Annotated in this window: 15 protein-coding genes and 1 pseudogene; 12 read left to right on the forward strand and 4 right to left on the reverse strand. The window is 64.3% G+C overall.

What is annotated here, in order from left to right; translation table 11 throughout:
- Nucleotide 1: 1 nt before the first annotated feature.
- On the reverse strand, nt 2-376 hold the full coding sequence (locus tag QMG52_RS05655) for a hypothetical protein (RefSeq protein WP_283559454.1): 375 nt from the start codon (nt 374-376) through the stop codon (nt 2-4).
- 458 nt (nt 377-834) lie between these two features.
- Between QMG52_RS05655 and QMG52_RS22145 the strand changes: the two genes are divergently transcribed.
- The 10 genes from QMG52_RS22145 (at nt 835) to QMG52_RS05695 (ending at nt 13764) form a co-directional block, all read left to right on the forward strand.
- Complete coding sequence (locus tag QMG52_RS22145) at nt 835-1020, forward strand: DUF8462 domain-containing protein (protein WP_502920452.1); 186 nt, start codon at nt 835-837, stop codon at nt 1018-1020.
- A gap of 266 nt (nt 1021-1286) precedes the next feature.
- A complete protein-coding gene (locus QMG52_RS05660) occupies nt 1287-1535 on the forward strand; it encodes a hypothetical protein (protein ID WP_283559455.1) in 249 nt (82 codons plus the stop codon).
- Nucleotides 1514-1885, forward strand: a complete 372-nt coding sequence (locus tag QMG52_RS22150) for a type II toxin-antitoxin system PemK/MazF family toxin (RefSeq protein ID WP_502920453.1) — start codon at nt 1514-1516, stop codon at nt 1883-1885. Before QMG52_RS05660 ends, QMG52_RS22150 begins: the two co-directional genes overlap by 22 nt.
- Before the next feature lie 9 nt (nt 1886-1894).
- Nucleotides 1895-2035, forward strand: a complete 141-nt coding sequence (locus QMG52_RS05665) for a hypothetical protein (protein ID WP_283559456.1) — start codon at nt 1895-1897, stop codon at nt 2033-2035.
- A 165-nt stretch (nt 2036-2200) separates the two neighbouring features.
- Entirely contained in the window at nt 2201-5470 is a 3270-nt protein-coding gene (locus QMG52_RS05670) for a type I restriction endonuclease subunit R (protein ID WP_283559457.1), read from the forward strand.
- Between the two features lie 97 nt (nt 5471-5567).
- The gene (locus QMG52_RS05675; RefSeq protein ID WP_283559458.1) at nt 5568-7010 is read left to right on the forward strand and encodes a DUF3375 domain-containing protein; all 1443 of its coding nucleotides are present in this window, start codon (nt 5568-5570) and stop codon (nt 7008-7010) included.
- The gene (locus QMG52_RS05680) at nt 7007-7657 is read left to right on the forward strand and encodes a DUF4194 domain-containing protein (protein WP_283559459.1); all 651 of its coding nucleotides are present in this window, start codon (nt 7007-7009) and stop codon (nt 7655-7657) included. Before QMG52_RS05675 ends, QMG52_RS05680 begins: the two co-directional genes overlap by 4 nt.
- Nucleotides 7654-11034 carry an ATP-binding protein gene (locus tag QMG52_RS05685; RefSeq protein WP_283559460.1) on the forward strand — a complete coding sequence of 1127 codons (3381 nt, stop codon included), beginning with the start codon at nt 7654-7656 and terminating at the stop codon, nt 11032-11034. The genes QMG52_RS05680 and QMG52_RS05685 overlap by 4 nt, the downstream gene beginning before the upstream one ends.
- On the forward strand, nt 11024-12193 hold the full coding sequence (locus QMG52_RS05690) for a Wadjet anti-phage system protein JetD domain-containing protein (RefSeq protein ID WP_283559461.1): 1170 nt from the start codon (nt 11024-11026) through the stop codon (nt 12191-12193). The genes QMG52_RS05685 and QMG52_RS05690 overlap by 11 nt, the downstream gene beginning before the upstream one ends.
- Nucleotides 12194-12546: 353 nt before the next feature.
- Nucleotides 12547-13764, forward strand: coding sequence for an acyltransferase family protein (locus QMG52_RS05695; RefSeq protein WP_283559462.1), 1218 nt, complete (start codon nt 12547-12549; stop codon nt 13762-13764).
- Nucleotides 13765-13975: 211 nt separating this feature from the next.
- Here the strand turns inward: QMG52_RS05695 and QMG52_RS05700 are convergent, their stop codons facing one another.
- Nucleotides 13976-14962, reverse strand: a complete 987-nt coding sequence (locus QMG52_RS05700; RefSeq protein WP_283559463.1) for an LLM class flavin-dependent oxidoreductase — start codon at nt 14960-14962, stop codon at nt 13976-13978.
- 80 nt (nt 14963-15042) lie between these two features.
- On the opposite strand from QMG52_RS05700, the pseudogene QMG52_RS22155 reads away from it, so the two are divergent.
- Nucleotides 15043-15129: pseudogene (locus tag QMG52_RS22155) on the forward strand (pentapeptide repeat-containing protein); the annotation flags it as partial.
- Between the two features lie 63 nt (nt 15130-15192).
- On the opposite strand, the gene QMG52_RS05705 reads toward QMG52_RS22155, so the two are convergent.
- Together QMG52_RS05705 and QMG52_RS05710 are read right to left on the reverse strand one after the other, a co-directional pair.
- Nucleotides 15193-15738, reverse strand: a complete 546-nt coding sequence (locus QMG52_RS05705) for a hypothetical protein (protein WP_283559464.1) — start codon at nt 15736-15738, stop codon at nt 15193-15195.
- Nucleotides 15739-15867: 129 nt separating this feature from the next.
- The gene (locus QMG52_RS05710; protein WP_283559465.1) at nt 15868-16572 is read right to left on the reverse strand and encodes a ferritin-like fold-containing protein; all 705 of its coding nucleotides are present in this window, start codon (nt 16570-16572) and stop codon (nt 15868-15870) included.
- 96 nt (nt 16573-16668) lie between these two features.
- Between QMG52_RS05710 and QMG52_RS05715 the strand changes: the two genes are divergently transcribed.
- Nucleotides 16669-18216 (forward strand): RNB domain-containing ribonuclease, encoded by a 1548-nt coding sequence (locus tag QMG52_RS05715; protein WP_283559466.1) that lies wholly within the window; start codon nt 16669-16671, stop codon nt 18214-18216.
- Nucleotides 18217-18350: the final 134 nt, after the last annotated feature.

Consider the following 18350-nt stretch of genomic DNA (forward strand, 5'->3'; position numbering starts at 1 on the left):
GCTATGCACATTCTTTGTAAATCTCCAGGGCCTTGTTTATCTCAACAATCACCCTGTTGTTTTTCGGTTTCTCCCGCCCATGGGTTGCATACCAATAAATACCCCGATTCACGACATAGAGGCGGTACTTGTCAACCTTGAGCTCAGCGACGACCAGCCCATCCGCTTCGCGTTGAAGAGCCCGAAAGTGTTCTGGCGACTTGATTGGCGTTCCATCTCGGAGGTACTCGAGGTACCGCTGATACCTAGCCTGGAACCGTGTCTGAAGGCTGCGGATGAACTCAACCGAATCGCACCTCCCCGGTGGTCGGACCAATCCAAGCGCCGTGCTGCAGCCGTCCAGCAGTTCGATTGGACTACCGATGTGTTCAGTCATAACTGAACGACCACCTCGAATCTACCATAGAGAGCGCCAAGAAATCTAGATGCCGCCCGTGGCCTCACCGTGGAAATGCAGGCATGTCTTCGGCAACAAAGCATTACCGGCCGCCTTGCCATGGAACACATAGGGACACCGTAGCCCGCAGGCTCGTGATCGGTTCGTCATACCGTGCAAGGCGAGTCGGGCACCAAGCTGTTTCTTCGCCGTCGCAGTCTTGCCGGCCCACAACGGAATTGCTTACTCACAAAGGCCGCTGAAGCCACCGAAGGGTATCCATTCCTGATACAGCTGGTCGGATACTTTCTGTGGAGGGAAGCTGAAAATAACAACGGAATTCTCAATGCCCTGGCCATCAGCAGGGCCATCGAAGCAGCCAACCGGCGCAACGCACGCACAGTGATAGAGGCAGCGCTCTCCACCGGTTCTCCAAAGACATTGAATTCCTTCATGCGATGGCCGAACACGACGCGGCAGCCGCCGGTGATATTGGACGACGCCTGGGAGCCAAATCAAACCTCGTGGCCAACTATCGAACCAGACTTCTGGATGCCGGGCTCCTCGAACCGGCAGGGCATGGCAAGGTGGACTTCGCCATACCCGGTCTGCGCGAATCCCTCCGTTCAACTCCGAGGCGCTAAGCCGCTTTGAAGCCCACGCTGGAATCAATAGGCCGAGAACAACTGGACAAGAACTAGAGGGCTAGGATCGGCGAAGCCGGATTTTCGGGTTGAGCTTTAGGCTGCTAGTCCAGATTCTTCCGCGAGGTTGTCGAGGGCTCGTTGGTAGTTGCGGCCAGCCGTTTGCAGCCGGCCAGGTTCTGGCGCGGTGAGTCGGGCGAGTCCGGTGCGTACCTCTGTATGCGCTGCTGTTAACAAGCCTGTTTACATCCACGTATACTTGGACCATGCTGCGAGTTAGAGACGAAACCCGAGAGCGAGTATTACGCATCGGCCGGGAGGAGTTTGGCGGTGCATCCGCTGATGAGACCATCCGCCGGCTCATCGATGAGCATTGGCGGGCCGCCGCTGTCGCCGCCGTACACCGCTACCGCGAGTCCGACCCAGAGGGGTGGTCTGACTACGTTGCCGAGGCCGAGGAAACGTCGAGGGCCGATGCCCCGATCATCGATGAGTGGACGGTGAGCAGCGGTTGAGCCCGCCGACACCTCGGCGACCAATCGAGCCTGGGCAGGTCTGGTTCGTCGACTTCGATCCCGCACGAGGTCGCGAGCAAGCCAAGGACCGGCCTGCGTTGGTAGTCTCGTCGCGCTTCCACCTTGATATCACCTTGGGTCAACTGGTCAGCGTGCTGCCATTGACCAGCGTCGAACGACATGGGTGGATACACCGAATACGGGTGGCCTCGAGCGGGGGATGGATCATCACCGAACAAATCCGAACTGTTTCCGTCAATCGGTTCCGCCGGTACGCCCCGGAGATCACCCTATCTGGGGACGAACTGAAGGAGGTACGCGGGATGCTAGCCCGGATGCTCACCGTCTAGCGCTTCTTGGTGGGCGAAACCTGGAAAAACCTGCCGGCAGTGTATGGTGCTGTGCACCCGCCCGCAGCCGCCGGGACCGTAATCTGCATCTCCGGGGCCGCGATGGTAGCGATCGGTGCGTTCCTGCTGGCGGAGCAGCTCGTGCATTAGCGGCGAAGAGCCAACGGCAGCTACGCTGGCGAGGAACCGGCAGAACGCAGCATTATTGCGCGACCACTGCACTGATAATCCCGCATAACAGTACGCGCGAACAACAACGTCAGACCCTGCTGGTACCGTCGTGATTGACCAGAGACCATCCGCGGGGAGAACACCATGACAACGGCAACCACCGGCTTTTCCGAGGCGGCATGGGAGGGTCTTGCCCTCGACCAGCTCGCCGAGCCGCTGGGCTGGCAGCCCAAGCACGGCGAAGACATTGCCCCTGGTACGGATGAACGTGAGTCGTGGGCAGAACTGTTGATCCGCCGTCGGCTGCTCAACGCTGTCCGCAAGCTCAATCCAACGGTCCCGGAACAGTACCTCCGCCAGGCCGTTGCCGAGATCGCCTCGCCGAAATCCAACGACGCCCTGACCGAGAACCACCGCATTCACCGCTACCTGGTGGACGGTTACCGGCTCAGCTACATTGACGTTGACGGCACCGAAAACAACCCCACGATCCGGCTGCTCAGCACGGAACCGTCGGATAATGACTGGCTCGCCGTCAACCAGGTAACCCTGGTGAGCCGGGACCATAAGCGGCGCTTCGACGTCGTACTTTATCTCAACGGCATGCCGGTGAGCGTCATCGAACTGAAGAAGGCGGGCAGTGCGTCGGCGGACGTTACCGCCGCGCACGCCCAACTGCAAACGTACCTGCGCGAATTCCCCATGGCGTTCCGGTTCTGCATTTTCACCCTTGTTTCGGACGGCATCATCGCCAAATACGGCACCCCGTTTACGCCGCTGAACCACTTCTCGCCGTGGAACGTTGACGACGACGGCGTCCCGGTACCGCGGGGCACGATGGTGGACGGAGAGGCGCTCACCGCTTTGGACATCGCCTTGGAAGGGCTGTACAACCAGACGCGTTTCCTGCAGCTGCTGACCTCCTTTACCGCATTCGATGCCGGCGCGGACGGACTGACCAAACGCATCGCGAAACCGCACCAGTACTTCGCCGTCACCAAGGCCGTGGGCAACACCATCCATGCGGTGCGCTCCAACGGCAAGGCCGGCGTCGTGTGGCACACGCAGGGTTCCGGCAAGTCCATGGAAATGGAGCTCTACACCAATCAGGTGATGCGGCGGCCCGAGCTGCGCAACCCGACGGTGGTGGTCATCACCGACCGCAACGAGCTCGACGGCCAGCTGTACGAGTCGTTTGCCCAGAGCCTGCTGCTGCCCGAGGCTCCGCAGCAGGTCCGCAAGCGCTCCCAGCTGCGCGAGGAACTCACCAACCGTGTGACCGGCGGCATCTACTTCACCACGCTGCAGAAGTTCGGCCGCAGCCAGGACGAAAAGGATGCCGGTTTCGACCACCCGCTGCTGTCCGATCGGCGCAATATTATCGTGGTGGTGGATGAGGCACACCGCAGCCACTACGACAATTTGGACGGCTACGCCCGGCACCTGCGCGACGCCCTGCCGCACGCGACGCTGATCGCGTTCACCGGCACCCCCATTTCCTTCGCGGACCGCAACACCCGCGACGTGTTTGGCGACTACATCGACGTTTACGATCTCTCCCGCGCCGTGGAGGACGGGGCCACGGTTCCGATCTACTTTGAGCCGCGCCTGATCAAGGTGGCCCTCGCCGAAGGTGTCTCCGAGGACACCCTGGACGAGTCGGCCGACGAGGCAACGTTGGGCCTGGACGAAACGGAACGGGCGCGCATCGAGGCGAGCGTCGCCGTCGTCAACGCCGTGTATGGCGCGCCGGAGCGCATTGCCGCGCTGGCGGCGGACCTGGTGGCGCACTGGGAGAACCGCCGGGAGCAGATGGGCAAATTCATCGAGGCCCCGGGCAAGGCCATGATCGTGGGCGGCACCCGGGAGATCTGCGCGAACCTCTACGCGGCCATCGTGGCGCTGCGCCCGGCCTGGCACGCGGACGAGCTGGACAAGGGCAGAATCAAGGTGGTGTATTCGGGCACCGCGTCCGATCTGCCGCCGGTGTCCGAACACGTGCGCCGCGATTCGGCCAACGCCGCGATCAAGGAGCGGCTGAAGAACGTGGACGACGAGCTGGAACTGGTGATCGTCAAGGACATGATGCTCACCGGCTACGACTCCCCGCCGCTGCACACGCTGTACCTGGACCGCCCGCTCAAGGGTGCGCTGCTGATGCAGACCTTGGCCCGCGTGAACCGAACCTTCCGCGGCAAGCAGGACGGGTTGCTGGTGGCGTACGCGCCGCTGGCCGAGAACCTGGCGAGCGCGCTGGCCGAGTATTCCGATTCTGACCGCGCCAAGAAGCCGGTGGGCAAGAACATCGACGACGCCGTGGCGCTGGTGCACGACCTGCTGACGAACCTGCGCGGGCTGCTGGCCGGACACGACTGGAGGTCCGCACTCTTGAAGGGCGGCCCCAAGGCGTTCCTGAACGCGACGACCGGGGCGGTGAATTACCTGCGAGATCCGCTGACGCCGGGTAATCAGCTGCCTTACATCGGAAGGGGCGACGGCGGCGCGGGCGACGGCGGCGCGGGCGACGGCGGCGCGGGCGACGGCGGCGCGGGCGACGGCGGCGAGGAGACGCTGGCGGCAAAGTACCGCCGCGATTCCGGCCGGCTGGCCCGGGCGTGGGCGCTGTGCTCCGGGACGGATGCGCTGGCTCAGTTGCGCCCCGAGATCGCCGTGTACGAGGAGATCCGCGTCTACATGGCCAAGTTCGACGCCGACGAGCGGCAGTCCCGCGGCGAGCCGATCCCCGAGGAAATCCAGCGGATGCTCGGCCAGCTGATCGCCCAGGCGACGGCGACCGGTGAAGTGCTCGATATTTATGCCGCCGCCGGCATGCCCAAACCCTCGCTGGATGACCTGACGCCGGAGTTCATCGCCAAGACGCAACAGGCTCGAAACCCGCAGCTGGCCATCGAGGCGCTGCGGAAGCTCATTTCGGACGAATCCACGCGGACCACGCAAAACAACGCGATCCGGCGGCGGGCCTTCTCCGAGCGGATCACCGAACTGATGAAAAAGTACACGAACCAGCAGCTGACTTCCGCGGAAGTCATTGCCGAGCTGGTGGCGTTGGCTCAGGAAGTGGCGGCCGAGGCCAGCCGCGGGCAGCGCTTCACTCCCCCGCTGAACTCCGACGAGCTGTCGTTTTATGATGCCGTGGTGCAGAACGAGTCCGCGGTTGAGGTCCAGGGCGAGGGCGTGCTGGCCGAGATTGCGCGGCAGCTGGTCCAGGTGATGCGCCGCGATGTGCGCACCGATTGGACCGTGCGCGAGGACGTCCGGGCCAAACTGCGGTCCTCGATCAAACGCCTGCTGGTGATCAATGGCTACCCGCCGGACAAGCAGCCGGCAGCGATCAAGCTCGTCATGGAGCAGATGGAGTCAATGGCGCCACGATATGCGGAAATACGAGGCTAACTAGCCGGACAGCCAACGCCACGGACCGCAATGATGTTTTGTCAGAGCTTCGACATACGATGTTCAGTGAACCAATTGAAGCCTTTGGAGTGCTGCCGTGGACTATTTTTCGATCAATTCCCTGCGTGAGACCCACGCCGGATGGTCGCTGCTGCGCGCGCAAAACGCCCCACTCGCGCTGACGTTTTTCATGACCGCGTTCACCGATCCCAATGAGCGAAACCTGGGCCGTCAGGACCTGATCGACGTCCTCGACGACGTCCTGTTCAGCCTGCGGGATTCCCTGGGTGAGGACAAATTCCCGCGCTCCGCCGGCGAGTACCTGGATGACTGGGCCGAACCTGACAAAGCATGGCTGCGGAAGTTTTACACGGACAATCGGGACGAACCCGTCTACGACCTCACGGCCGCCACCGAGGATGTGGTCCGCTGGGTGGAGGCCCTGCGCGGCCGGGACTTCGTGCCAACCCAGTCGCGCCTATCCAGTATTTTCAACCTGCTGAAAACATTGGTCCACGGCTCGGAAACGGATCCGGAAGCACGGCTCGCCGAGCTGCAGCGCCAGCGTGACGACCTTGACGCGCAAATGGAACAGATCCGCTCGGGAGAGATCCCCGTCATGAGCGGCCCCGAAGCCGTGGACCACTTCCACCAGCTGACCAGCCAGGCCAAAGACCTGCTGGCGGACTTCCGTGAAGTGGAGCAAAACTTCCGCAGGCTCGACCGCAGCCTCCGGGAGCAAATTTCCATGTGGGAGGGCAGTCAGGGCGACCTTTTGGAATCGATCTTCTCCTCCCAGCAGGACATCAGCGGATCGCTGCAGGGCCGGACTTTCCAGGGCTTTTGGGATTACCTGATGTCACCGCAGCTCCGCTCCGAGCTGCGGGACCTGTTGGAGAGGGCCACTCAGATCGAGGCTCTGGCCAAGCAGGACGGGGTCCACTCGATTACCGGGATGCAGGCGGACTGGCTTCCCGCCGTTGAGCAGACCCAGGCCACCGTACGGCAGCTGTCGGCGCAGATTCGCAGACTGCTCGATGACAAGGTCTTCCTGGAAAATAAGCGGATCATGCAATTGATCCGCAGCATTGAGTCAAGCGCCGTCGCCGTCCGGGCCAAGCCGCCGTCAGGCCCGTTTGCCGAACTGCCCGGTCATGACGTCCCCGTCGCATTGCCCTTCGAGCGGCCCCTCTACGAGCCCAGCCGGCAGGTGTCCATCAACGACGCCGTCGCGGTAGCCGAGGACCTGGATGTGGACGCCAACGCGCTCTTCGACCAGTTCCATGTGGACGCGCACCGGCTCGAAACCAATATTGACGCAGTGCTGGCCGATGCCGCACAGGCCACGTTGGCGGACATCACGGATGCCTTTCCGCTCAGTCAGGGCTTGGCCGAGCTCGTCACGTATTTCCAGCTCGCCACTGCATCCGCCTGGGCAACCATCACCTCGGACAAGTCACAAACCCTGTCCTGGACGCTGCCGGACGGCAGCCTCCGCGAGGCAACAGTCGACCAAATCATCTTCGTGAGGCCATCATGAGCACAGCCCCCACCGAAACAGCCGAAACCAACACGCCGGACGGCCTTCCGCTAGCTGTCACCAAGCTGTTCAAGGGCGTCGTCTACCGTGAAGCGGACGAAAAACTGTGGCAGCGGCTCGTGGAACTCTCCGCCCAGACCCGCGACTACGTCAGCGTCCTGGGCCTGGAGCTGGTCCTGGATGACACCGAGGGCTACGCCTTCCTGCGCTCCAGCCCGGACGCCGACGCCGACCTGCCGCGTCTCATCCCCCGCCGCCAGCTGACCTTTCACGTAAGCCTGCTGTTGGCCCTGCTACGCGCCCGACTGGCCGAGTTCGACCAGCAAAACAGCGAAACCCGCCTCATCATGACGGCGGAGCAAATCGGGGACATGGTTTCCGTCTTCCTGCCCGACTCCAGCAACGAGGCCCGCGTCTTGGACCAGCTGGCCACCAACATCAAGAAGGTCACCGAACTGGGCTTCCTACGCAAACTCCGCGGCGCGGACCAAACCTACGAGGTGGCCCGCATCATCAAGGCCTATGTGGATGCCCAATGGCTGGAAGAATTCGACGCCCGGCTCGCTGACTACCGGTCCGCCCTGGGCGGCGACAAGGTCGGCGGGAACAAGATTGAAGGCGACAAGACCGAAGGGGACGCAGCATGAGCACCCAGACCCAGCCTGGTCTCTTCAGCCTGGATGACCTGACCGAGGACGACGCCGGGATCCGGCCGGGCTTTCGGCTGCACCGTTTGGAACTTCTGAACTGGGGCACGTTCAACAAGTCTGTGCGCACGTTCCGACTCGACGGGGACAACAGCCTGCTGACCGGGGACATCGGCTCCGGCAAGTCAACCGTCGTCGATGCCATCACCACGCTGCTGCTGCCAGCGAACAGGATTGAGTACAACAAGGCGGCTGGGGCGCAAAAGAAGGAACGCAGCCTCATGTCGTATGTCCGCGGCTTCCACAAGAGCGCGCGCAGCGGCATCGGCGACACCTCCCGACCGGTGGCACTGCGCGGCCCCGGCTCCTTCACCGTGGTGCTCGGCGTCTTCCACAACGCCGTGCTGGACAAGTCCATCACCTTGGCCATCACGCTGTGGGCAACCCAGGAGGCCGGACAGCCCACCCGTTTCTACTCCATTGCCGAGGGCGAACAGTCCATCCAGGGTGATTTTTCCGACTTTGGTACCGATTTGGCCAAGCTGAAGCGGCGCCTGCGCAATGACGGCGTCGCGGTCTTCGACGTGTTTGAAAAGTATGCCGCCGCGTTCAAGCGCCACTTCGGCATCGGCTCGGCGCAAGCCATGGACCTGTTCCACCGCACAGTTTCCATGAAGCAGGTGGAAAACATCACCCACTTTGTGCGCACGAACATGCTGGAGGAGGACGATGTTGAAACCCGGATCAAGAACCTGCTGCATCACTTTGACGACCTGAAGAAAGCCCACGACGCCGTCCTGCGGGCCAAGGACCAGATCCGGATGCTCGAACCCATCCGCGACAACGCCGCGCGCCATCACGCCCTGACCGTGGACTACGACCGCGCCCACGAGCAGCGCGAGCAGCTCGCGCCCTGGTTCACCACCCAAAAGCTGCAGCTCAGCGAGGCCCACCTGCAGGAGCTCCAACGCACCGCGGCCCGGGTGGACGATGAGCAAACCACGCTGACCGCCGAAGTGGGGCGCCTCAACCGCGAGCTGTCCGATCTCCGTGACGACATCCGCAACAGCGGTGGCGGCCGGATTGCCGCCATCGAGGGCGAACTGGCCCGCATGGCCATCGAGTCCGGCGCGCAAAAGGAACGCTATAACAGCTACACCGAAGCGGCCACCGTCCTGGGCCTCTTCGCGCCGGACGACCAGGTGGTTTTCGATGCCAACGCCGCGGCCCTGCCCGGCGTGGAGAAGCAGCTCGCCGCGGACAACGCCGAACTGCAGGGGAAACGAACGGCCCTTGACCGGCAGCGGTCCGAGGCGGCTGAGCAGGTCAAGGACCATTCCGAAGAGCTGAAAAGCCTGCTGAACCGACAGAACCTGCTCCCCGGCTGGTTGATCCAGCTGCGCCAAAAGCTCTGCGCCGGGACGGGCATCGCGGAAGCCGAGCTGCCTTTCGCCGGCGAATTGTTGCGCGTGCGCGAATCCGAGGCCGCGTGGGAAGGCGCCGCCGAGCGCACCCTGCACGGCTTCGCCCTGTCCCTGCTCGTGACCGGCGAGCACTACCCCGCAGTCAGCGATTGGGTGGACACCAACAACCTGCGCGCCCGGCTGGTGTATCTGAAGGTCGGAGACAGCCCCGCCCCGCGCCCCGCCGCGCCGGATACCCTGGCAGGCAAGATCGGCATCAAGCCGGGCACACCGTTGCGCGAGTTCCTGCTGGATGAGCTGGGCCGCCGTTTTGACCACCAGTGCTGCGAGAACATGGCCGAATTCCGCCGTTATCCCAAGGCCCTGACCATCAATGGCCAGCTCAAGAGCGGCGGCGGACGCCACGAAAAGGACGACCGCAAGGAACTCACCGACCGGTCCAGCTTCGTCCTGGGCTGGGACAACCACGATAAAATCGCCCGCCTGCGCTCCGCCCTTGATGAGGCCGAGGGCAAGGTGCGTGCCTCCCGGGACGGGCTGGGCCGCATCGATGCGCAGCTGGGCAACCTGGGACGCTCGCAACGGCTCATTGGCACCATCGCCGCCGTCGCCAATTTCGCCGGTCTGAACTGGAGCGCGACGGCCCGGACCATGACGGATCTGGCGGAGGAGAAATCCCAGCTGGAATCCTCCAGCGACATTCTGCGCGACCTCACTGCCCGGGAAGCCGCCACCGCCACGCGGCTGGACAAGGCCACCGGCAAATTGACTGCCATGCACGAGCGCATCGGCACCAACAAATCGGAGATCAGGGGCATCACGGAGCAGATCGAGGACTGCCGCGAATCCCTCACGGAGACCGCGCTGACGGACGACGCCGGGCTGCTGGCTGAGCTGGGCAGGCTCAGCGAAAGGGCACTTGAGTCGGCCGCACTGACCTACAAAAACACGGCGAAAATTGAGAGCAAGGTCCGCGACAAACTCACCGGCACGATCGATGCGCTTAACAAGCAGGTGATCCGCGCGGCCGAGACCACCATCCGGTCGATGGCCGAATTCCGCAACAAGTACCCGGCCGAGACAACAGATCTGGACGCGTCGCTGGAGGCTGCCGGGGAGTTCAACAAGATCCTCCAACAACTTGCGGACAACGATCTTCCCCGGTTTGCCGAGCGGTTCAAAGAATCCCTGACTCAAAACACCATCCACGAAATCGTGGCGTTCAACGCGTTCCTCGATGCCCGCAAACAGGACATTGTGTCGCGGATCGGCGAAATCAACGAGTCCCTGGCCCGGATTGAGTACAACTCCGGCCGGCACATCCAGCTGGAACCGCAGGCCACCTTCGATGCCGAGGTGCGGGAGTTCGGCACGGACCTTCGGGCCTGTTCGGAAGGCTCCATCGGCGCCCAGGAGCAGTACTCGGAGCAGAAGTTCCTGCAGGTTGAAAAACTGGTGGAACGATTCCGCGGCCGTCCCGGACTGACCAATTTGGACGAGCGGTGGACCGCCAAGGTCACCGACGTGCGCAACTGGTTCACGTTCTCCGCCTCGGAACGCTGGACCGAGACCGGCGAGGAACACGAGCATTTCACCGACTCCGGCGGCAAGTCCGGCGGGCAAAAAGAGAAACTGGCCTACACCATTCTGGCCGCCGCACTGGCCTTCCAATTTGGCATCGCCGCTGGTCCGGGCACCGGCCGCAGTTTCCGTTTTGTCGTCATCGACGAGGCCTTCGGCCGGGGATCTGACGAGTCCGCCCGGTACGGCCTGGAACTGTTCAAGCGCCTCAAGCTCCAACTGCTCATCGTCACACCGCTGCAAAAGATCCACGTCATTGAACCATTCGTGGCCAATGTGGGCTTCGTGGCCAATGAAACAGGCGCCGACTCCCAGCTGCGGAACATGACCATCCACGAATACCGGGCCGAACGTGACCGGCGTGGCCGCTAGGCCGGGAGCGCCCGGGTGGACCACGCTGGCGGATATGCGTGCCGCTTCGCTGCGGGCCTGGAGCAGCGGGGAGTTGCTGCGCGAGACGGCGGCGCCCGCGGGACTATTTCCCCGGCGCCGTGCGCTACGGCATCCAACCGCCACGCAGCTGCGGACGGACTACGCGAGGGCCGGTGCGTGGGCCGCGACGTGGAACCCGGTCCCGCGGGGCTGCTCACTGGAATTCGTCACTGTCGGTGCGAACACGATCGGCGCCAACAGGCTTCCAAGCGTCGTCGTGTTCGCGTGCGCCGCGGACGAGGTGGCATTCCTGGGCCTCAGCCGCGAGGCCCAGCGGTTTGCGGATCTGGCCCAGCGGGTGGCTGCCCTGGACTCCACGCTTCAGGCCTGGGCCTTGCGGCGGCCGTTGGAGCTGCTGAAACACGGTGAGGACGCGCTGACCGCCGCCCGGGTGGCCATCTGGCTGGCCGCGAACCCCGCGCCGGGCATGTACTTACGCCAGCTTTCCCTGCCCGGCGTCCACACGAAATTTGTGGAGACGCACCGGCGACTGATCGACGACATGGTGGCAACGCTGGAGCCCCGCCGGCCGCTGGCGGGAAAGAACTACGCCCGGCGGCACGGATTCCTGGCCGCACCGGACCGGGTCCGCCTGCGGTTTCTGGACGCCGCGCAGGCGCCCGTCCCCGGCATGACAGACCTTGAGGTGACGGGCGCGGCTTTCGCATCCCTTGCCGTGGACGTGGATCGGATCATCACCACGGAGAACCTGGCCAACTTCCTGGCGCTCCCGCCGGCACCCCGGACGCTGGCGGTGTTCGGCGGCGGCTACGGCTTCGAGGGGTTACGCGAGGCCGCTTGGCTGCGGGAGACCGAGGTGCTGTACTGGGGCGATCTCGACACCCACGGATTTCACATCCTGGACCAGCTCCGGTCCCACCACCCGCATGTGCGCAGCATCCTGATGGATGAGGAAACCCTGCTTGCCCACCGCGATTTTTGGGGGCGAGAGGACACGCCCACCCGTGCAGCGCTGAGCCACCTGACCCCCGCGGAAAGCGCGGTCTACGCAGACCTGCAGGCCGGCAGCCACCAGCCGTCGCTCCGGCTGGAGCAGGAACTGCTGCGCTGGGACTACGTCCTGGCGCGGCTTCCCTAGCCGACACGGTCCCCGGCAGGGCGCCCTCCAACAAGTTCTTAGTGAAGCCCCGTATGTGGCCAGCGTTTGCCAGACTCCCCCGGTGTCCGTGGAGAGTTCCCACTGAGCCGCTCCATGGGCGGCGTGGTCACGGAACCCGACCTGGCCCCGGACGGTCATGGCGGCGGACATCTCCGTTAAGTCCACTGCCACCCGTCCGGGAGCACTTCCCCCACGCGCTGCCTGCGCCGCATCCGGTTGGCTCCCCCGATCGTTTCTGACCGGCGTGGTTAGTCCCCCCCTGCAGCACTCGCTCATGCTACTCCCAGCATCTACTTAGGAAGCGTTCAGAACAGCAATGTAGCGTGGAGTCAATGCTCTCTGAGTTCACTCGCCATCGTCCACCGGCGGCAGAGCCGGCAGCGGAGTCGGCAAACCCGGCAGCCGCTGCACCGCAGATCGGTGTACTGACATCGCTCCGGTTTCTTGCCGCCGTGTGGGTGGTGCTGTTCCACCTGCAGCTGATGGGGAATACGTTTCTAGGACCTGTCTTTATAACCTTCCACCGGCTCATCGTCAGCGGCGATCTGGGCGTCGATGTGTTCTTTATCCTCAGCGGCTTCATCATCTCCTACACGTATCTGTTGAGGCTAGGACCCAAGCTCACCTGGCCCGGTTACCGTGATTTCGTCTGGGCGCGGTTCGCCCGGATGTGGCCGGCCTTTGCGCTGGTGGTCGGTCTGCTGGGTCTGTGGTTTGTGCTGGGCACGGTGCAGCACTCGGTGTTGGACTGGTCCCTGCAGGCCCGCGCGCCCGACCTCTCCGCCTGGGGCTTGGCGAAGCAGTTGTTGCTGATCCACCTATGGTTCCAGCCGTTCAGCGACGGGGCCAGTTGGTTTGGTCCGGGCTGGACCGTCAGCGCGGAATGGCTGGCCTATTTGGCGTTTCCCGTCGCGGCATTGGGACTCTACCGCCTGCGCCGCCTGCACCCGGTTCCCGCGCTGGCCTCATCTCTGCTGCTGATGCTGCCGATCGCGCTGATCGGTCCGGGCCAGTTGGTCGACACGGGCCGGCCGTATCCCTACAGCTGGCTGGTCCGGATTCTCTGCTGCTTTTTAGCCGGCGCTTTCGCGTTCCTGGCGGCGCGGAACAGCGACCGGTTCGCATCCCGCCCCGCGCTGGCCGGACCGGCTGCCGTGATCGGCATCCTCATAGTGGTGGCCTTTTTGCTGGCGGTCCCGGCCCCGGGACACGGCAAAGTGGTGGTACTGGTCTTTCCCGCGCTGCTGGCACTGCTCAGTCTGGTCCGGGGCCGGGCGCGTGCGGCACTCTGCCATCCCTGGCTGTTGGCGGGTGGCCGGGCGTCCTACAGCCTGTATCTGGTGCACATGGCCTTCATCTACCTCTACCACTGGCTGACCGTGGAAGTGCTGCCCTCCGCAGGTCAGCCGGTCCGGAATGTCCTGGCGGTGGCGACCCTGGGCGGCATGGCGCTGGCCACCTATCTGCTGTTCAGCTATGTGGAAGAGCCTGCCCGCAAACGTCTACGGGCGGTGTTCCCGCGCACCGTTGCCCCGGCCACGGCGGGCTGATCCGCGCTCCGGTCGCATAGCGGACTATCGCCGGTCGCGCCCGCCCCGGTAACGCCGTCGAACGTTATTCAGCATCGTCGTCGGCGGACAGACCCCGGATCCCGGACACTTCCTCACCCAGCACACGGATCAAAGTCCGATTGTCCCCGGCCTGGACGCTGGACCCATGCGTAATCTCTGGGTGACCACAGCTCCGTGCTGAGAACGCCTGCTACGCGCGGACCAACCCGACAACCTCCGCAAGCAGCTCGTAGGAACGCAGCCAGTTCTCGACACCGCTGGCCTGGGTGGCCACGATCAGTTCATCGGCCTGGGCCAGTTCCGTAAAGTCGTCCAGATACTTCTTCACCTGTACGGGGGTTCCGACGGCGGAGTACCGGGCCATCTGCAGCACCTGCTGCCCCGCCGGGGATTCGAGCAGCAGGTCTGCATCCTCGGGAGTAAACGTCCGGCCCTGGCCAACCATTTGGGAAATCCGGGCACGCTTCCCCTCCAGGAACTGCTGCTGCGCATCTTCCTCGGTATCGGCGGCGATCACGTTCACACCCGCAATCACGTAGGGCTCCGAGAGCTGTTCGGACGGCTGGAACTCGCGACGGTAGATCTTCACGGCGTCCTCCAGTGCACTCGGGGCAAAATGCGAGGCAAAGGAATACGGCAGCCCAAGCGCGGCGGCCAGTTTCGCACCGAACAGGGAGGATCCGAGAATGTACAGCGGCACGTTGGTGCCCTTGCCCGGGATGGCGTTAATGCCGGGAATGCGGGTGTTTCCGGTCAGGTATCCCTGCAGTTCCATCACATCCTGCGGAAAGCTGTCCGAGGACATCGGATCCCGGCGCAAGGCGTGCATGGTCTTCTGGTCGCTGCCGGGAGCGCGGCCAAGTCCCAGGTCGATGCGCCCGGCGTGCAGGGTTTCCAGGGTTCCAAATTGCTCGGCGATGGTCAGCGGAGCGTGGTTGGGCAGCATGATGCCACCGGCGCCAAGGCGGATGGTGTTGGTGTGCGCCGCAACGTGGGCGATCAGAACGCTCGTGGCGGAGGAGGCAATGGTGGGCATGTTGTGGTGTTCCGCATACCAGATGCGCCGGTAGCCCCACTCCTCAGCTCGCTGCGCCAGCGCGACACTTGCCTTAAAGCTCTCGGCTGCTTCGCCCCGTCCAATATGTGCCAGATCAAGGATGGAGAGGGGAACAGTCATGGGGACGAGGCCTTTCATTGCGGGGAAAATGCACGCCGGCTGGGCCGGCTCGACTCTCTAGTGCCAACCGCGGGCGGCCTGTGCTTATTTCACTGTGCTTATTTCACCGTGCTTATTTCACCCGTGCTTATTTCACCCGTGCTTATTTCACCCGTGCTTATTTCACCCGTGCTTATTTCACCCCGGCCAGCGCCGCGAGTCCTGCCAGGGATCAGGCCACAGCGACGAGGCTATTCCGGCAGCTTCCAGCAGTAGATTGGCGTCCAAGGGCGTCGACGTTTCCAGGACGCCCTGTCCGGCCACGCACAGACAAAACGCAGCCGACCCGCGGTCGGCAGGGGCCAGATCCAGAACTCCCGGGTCCAAGTATCCGCATACGGAACGGGCCGTCCCATGCCATCTATCACCGGCGTCGAGAACGGGGCCTCCAACGGCGCCTCATGCCGGTCGTAAGAGTTCCACGGGGACTCGACGAGGGCTGTCCCGCGGCGCCCGTCAGAGAACTCCATCCCCCAGCGCAGACCACCGGGCCGCACCGCCGCGTTCAGATGCCAAGCGCCTGCAGCTGCCGTTCCGGATCCACCTGACGCACCGCAGCCAGCACCGCAGCCAGAGCCGCAGCCCGGCCGGCCCGCGTGGCCCATCGTCGATGCCGAAGCGCCGTAGCCGACCAGCAAGACGCGCGGGTCTTTCGCAGCCCGGACCACGTCCATCACAATGCCGCCGCCCGGTTCGCGCAGCGCACAGGGGTCCTGCCCGTCCGCTGGGCCGGACATCACCATCTGGCACCGTTTCTGCTGCCCAATCGGGCACGGAGTGCGTCCGCTGCAGGCTGGCAGGGACACCCTCGGGGCGCCGCGAACGGACCGTCGCGGCGCCGCGAAGCGAATAACGTCGCCCGCGGGCTAGGCGGTCAGGCCCAGCTGACTCATCCGTCGGGAATGGTTTTTGGTCAGCTGGGCCAGGAGCGTGCTGACCTCGTTGCGGGCGGCGGGAAGTTCGTCCTCGATCATCAGGCCGCGCAGGAAGCTGTGCTCCGTGCCCACGCGCTGGGCCTGTGTCAGGGCTTCCCCCACCAGCCGGCGGCCCCACAACGCCAGCCGGGACGCCAGCCGCGGATCGTCGGCGAGCATTTTCTTCAGCCGATCCTGGAGCAAGGCGCCGGATTCGTCATTGGTCTGGACGGCGTTGATCACCTCACGCGTCTTTTGATCCAGGAATTCGCTGATGGCCCGGTAGAAGTCCCCGGAAATGGCATCGACGACGTATGCCTTCATCAGGGACTCGTACCAGTCGGCGGGCCGGGTGCGGTCGTGGAAGGAATCGATGGACTGCTGGAACGGGCGCATGGCCAGCTCCACGTCCATGTTCATCTCGGCCAGCCGGGCCCTGACAACGTCAAAGTGTTCGAATTCGGTGACGGCCATCCGGCCCAGGGCGGCGCGGTCATGCAGTGTCGGCGAATAGCGGGCATCGGAGGAGAGCCGCTCGAACGCGGACAACTCGCCGTAGGCGATAACGCCCAAGAGATCCACAACAAACTTGTCGTAACGCGCGTTCAGCTCACCTGTGGAGACGTTCGGGGCGGACTCACCCGGCGGGATACTCATAGAAACTAGGGTAGCGGCTCTGTGGTCGGTGCAGCCCTGTCCCGGCGCTTCACGGGGCGGCACCACGCGGCGGGGCCTGCGGGCTAGGCTTAGCGGGTGCCTTACTCTCACATTGACGTGCACACCAGCGCCGCCCAGCAGCAGCTTGCCCAGGCGCTGGCGGCCCTGAAGAGCGAATTCAAGCTCCCGGGGCAATTCGAGCAGGACGTGCTGGCGGAAGTCGCGGCGTCGATCGCCTCCCACCGGCTCCCGGATCTGGACCTCACGGCGCGGCCGTTCCTGACCATCGATCCCCCCGGTTCGATGGATCTTGACCAGGCCCTGTTTCTGGAAAAGACGCACCAGCCCGGGTCACAGCCCGGGGCCGTCGGCGGCTATCTGGTGCATTACGCCATCGCCGACGTCCCCTCCTTCGTCCCCCCGGGTGGCGCGCTGGACGCGGAAACCCGTTTGCGCGCGCAGACCGTCTATACTCCGGACGGGCGGGTGCCGCTGCATCCGGCGGACATGAGCGAGGGCGCGGCCAGCCTGTTGCCGGATCGGGTGCGCTCGGCGTTCGTCTGGGAGATTGCGCTCAACGACGCGGGTGAGGCGGTTTCGACGACGGTGCGGCGCGCGGCGGTCCGTAGCGTCGCCCGGCTGGATTATGAGCAGGCGCAAGCCATTGTCGACGGCGGCGGGCGGGTCCTGGCAGGAACGACCGGCGACGGCGACGGCCGGCTCCCGACGGGCACGAACGATGACGGTGCGGTTGCCCGCACGCTTGCGCTGCTCAAGGAAATTGGGCTCAAGCGTATTGCGCTGGAGCACCAGCGGGGAGGGGCCAGCCTGAACGTGCCGAAACAGGAAGTGGAGTTCGACGGCGGACAGTACAGACTGGTCTTTCGTCCCGCCTTACCCATCGAGGACTGGAACGCACAGATCTCGCTGCTGACCGGAATGGCGGCCGCCGCCCTGATGCTGCTGGCAAAAGTAGGGATTCTGCGCACCATGCCGGAGCCGGACCACGGATCCGTGGACAGGTACCGGCGGCAGACCATCGCTCTGAACAAGCCGTGGCCGGCGGAGATGCCTTACGGGGACTATCTGCGGTCGCTGGACACCGCCGACCCCAAGCAGCTGTCCCTGATGCACGCCGCCACCTCGCTGTTCCGCGGAGCCGGCTACACTCCATTTGACGGAACGACGCCCGAGCGCTCCGTCCAGGCCGCCGTCGCCGCGCCCTACACGCACACGACGGCACCGCTGCGCCGGCTGGTGGACCGTTTTGTGCTGGCCATCTGCGCCGCGCTCAGCGCCGGGGAATCTGTTCCGCAGTGGGCCCGGGACGCGCTGCCGCAGCTGCCGGCTATCATGATGGCCTCCGATCAGCAGGCCGCCAAGGTGGACCGGGCCGCGATAGATACCGTCGAAGCCGCCCTGCTGAGCACCCACATCGGCAACGAGTTCGACGCCGTCGTCATCAGCGGGCCTAAGACGAATGGAAACGGCAATGCTCCGCCCAGCCCCAGGAGCACTATCCAGCTCAAGGATCCGGCGGTTTCCGCATACTGCGAAGGTGTGCTGGAGCCCGGAACCAATATCCGCGTCCGGTTACTGCAGGCCGATATCGCCGTCCGGGCCGTGCTGTTCCGGCAGGTCTGAACGCGGCCGGAACGCAGGAAACAAGGGTTTTCCCAGCCTGACCCGCTAGACTGGCAGGGTAGACATGGATGCCCGGTCGTTGATTGATTCCTTTCTGAGTTCAACAAACCCGCCCCTACGCGATCTTATGATGC

The organism is Paenarthrobacter sp. PH39-S1 (genome assembly GCF_030063245.1).
Lineage (GTDB): Bacteria > Actinomycetota > Actinomycetes > Actinomycetales > Micrococcaceae > Arthrobacter_M.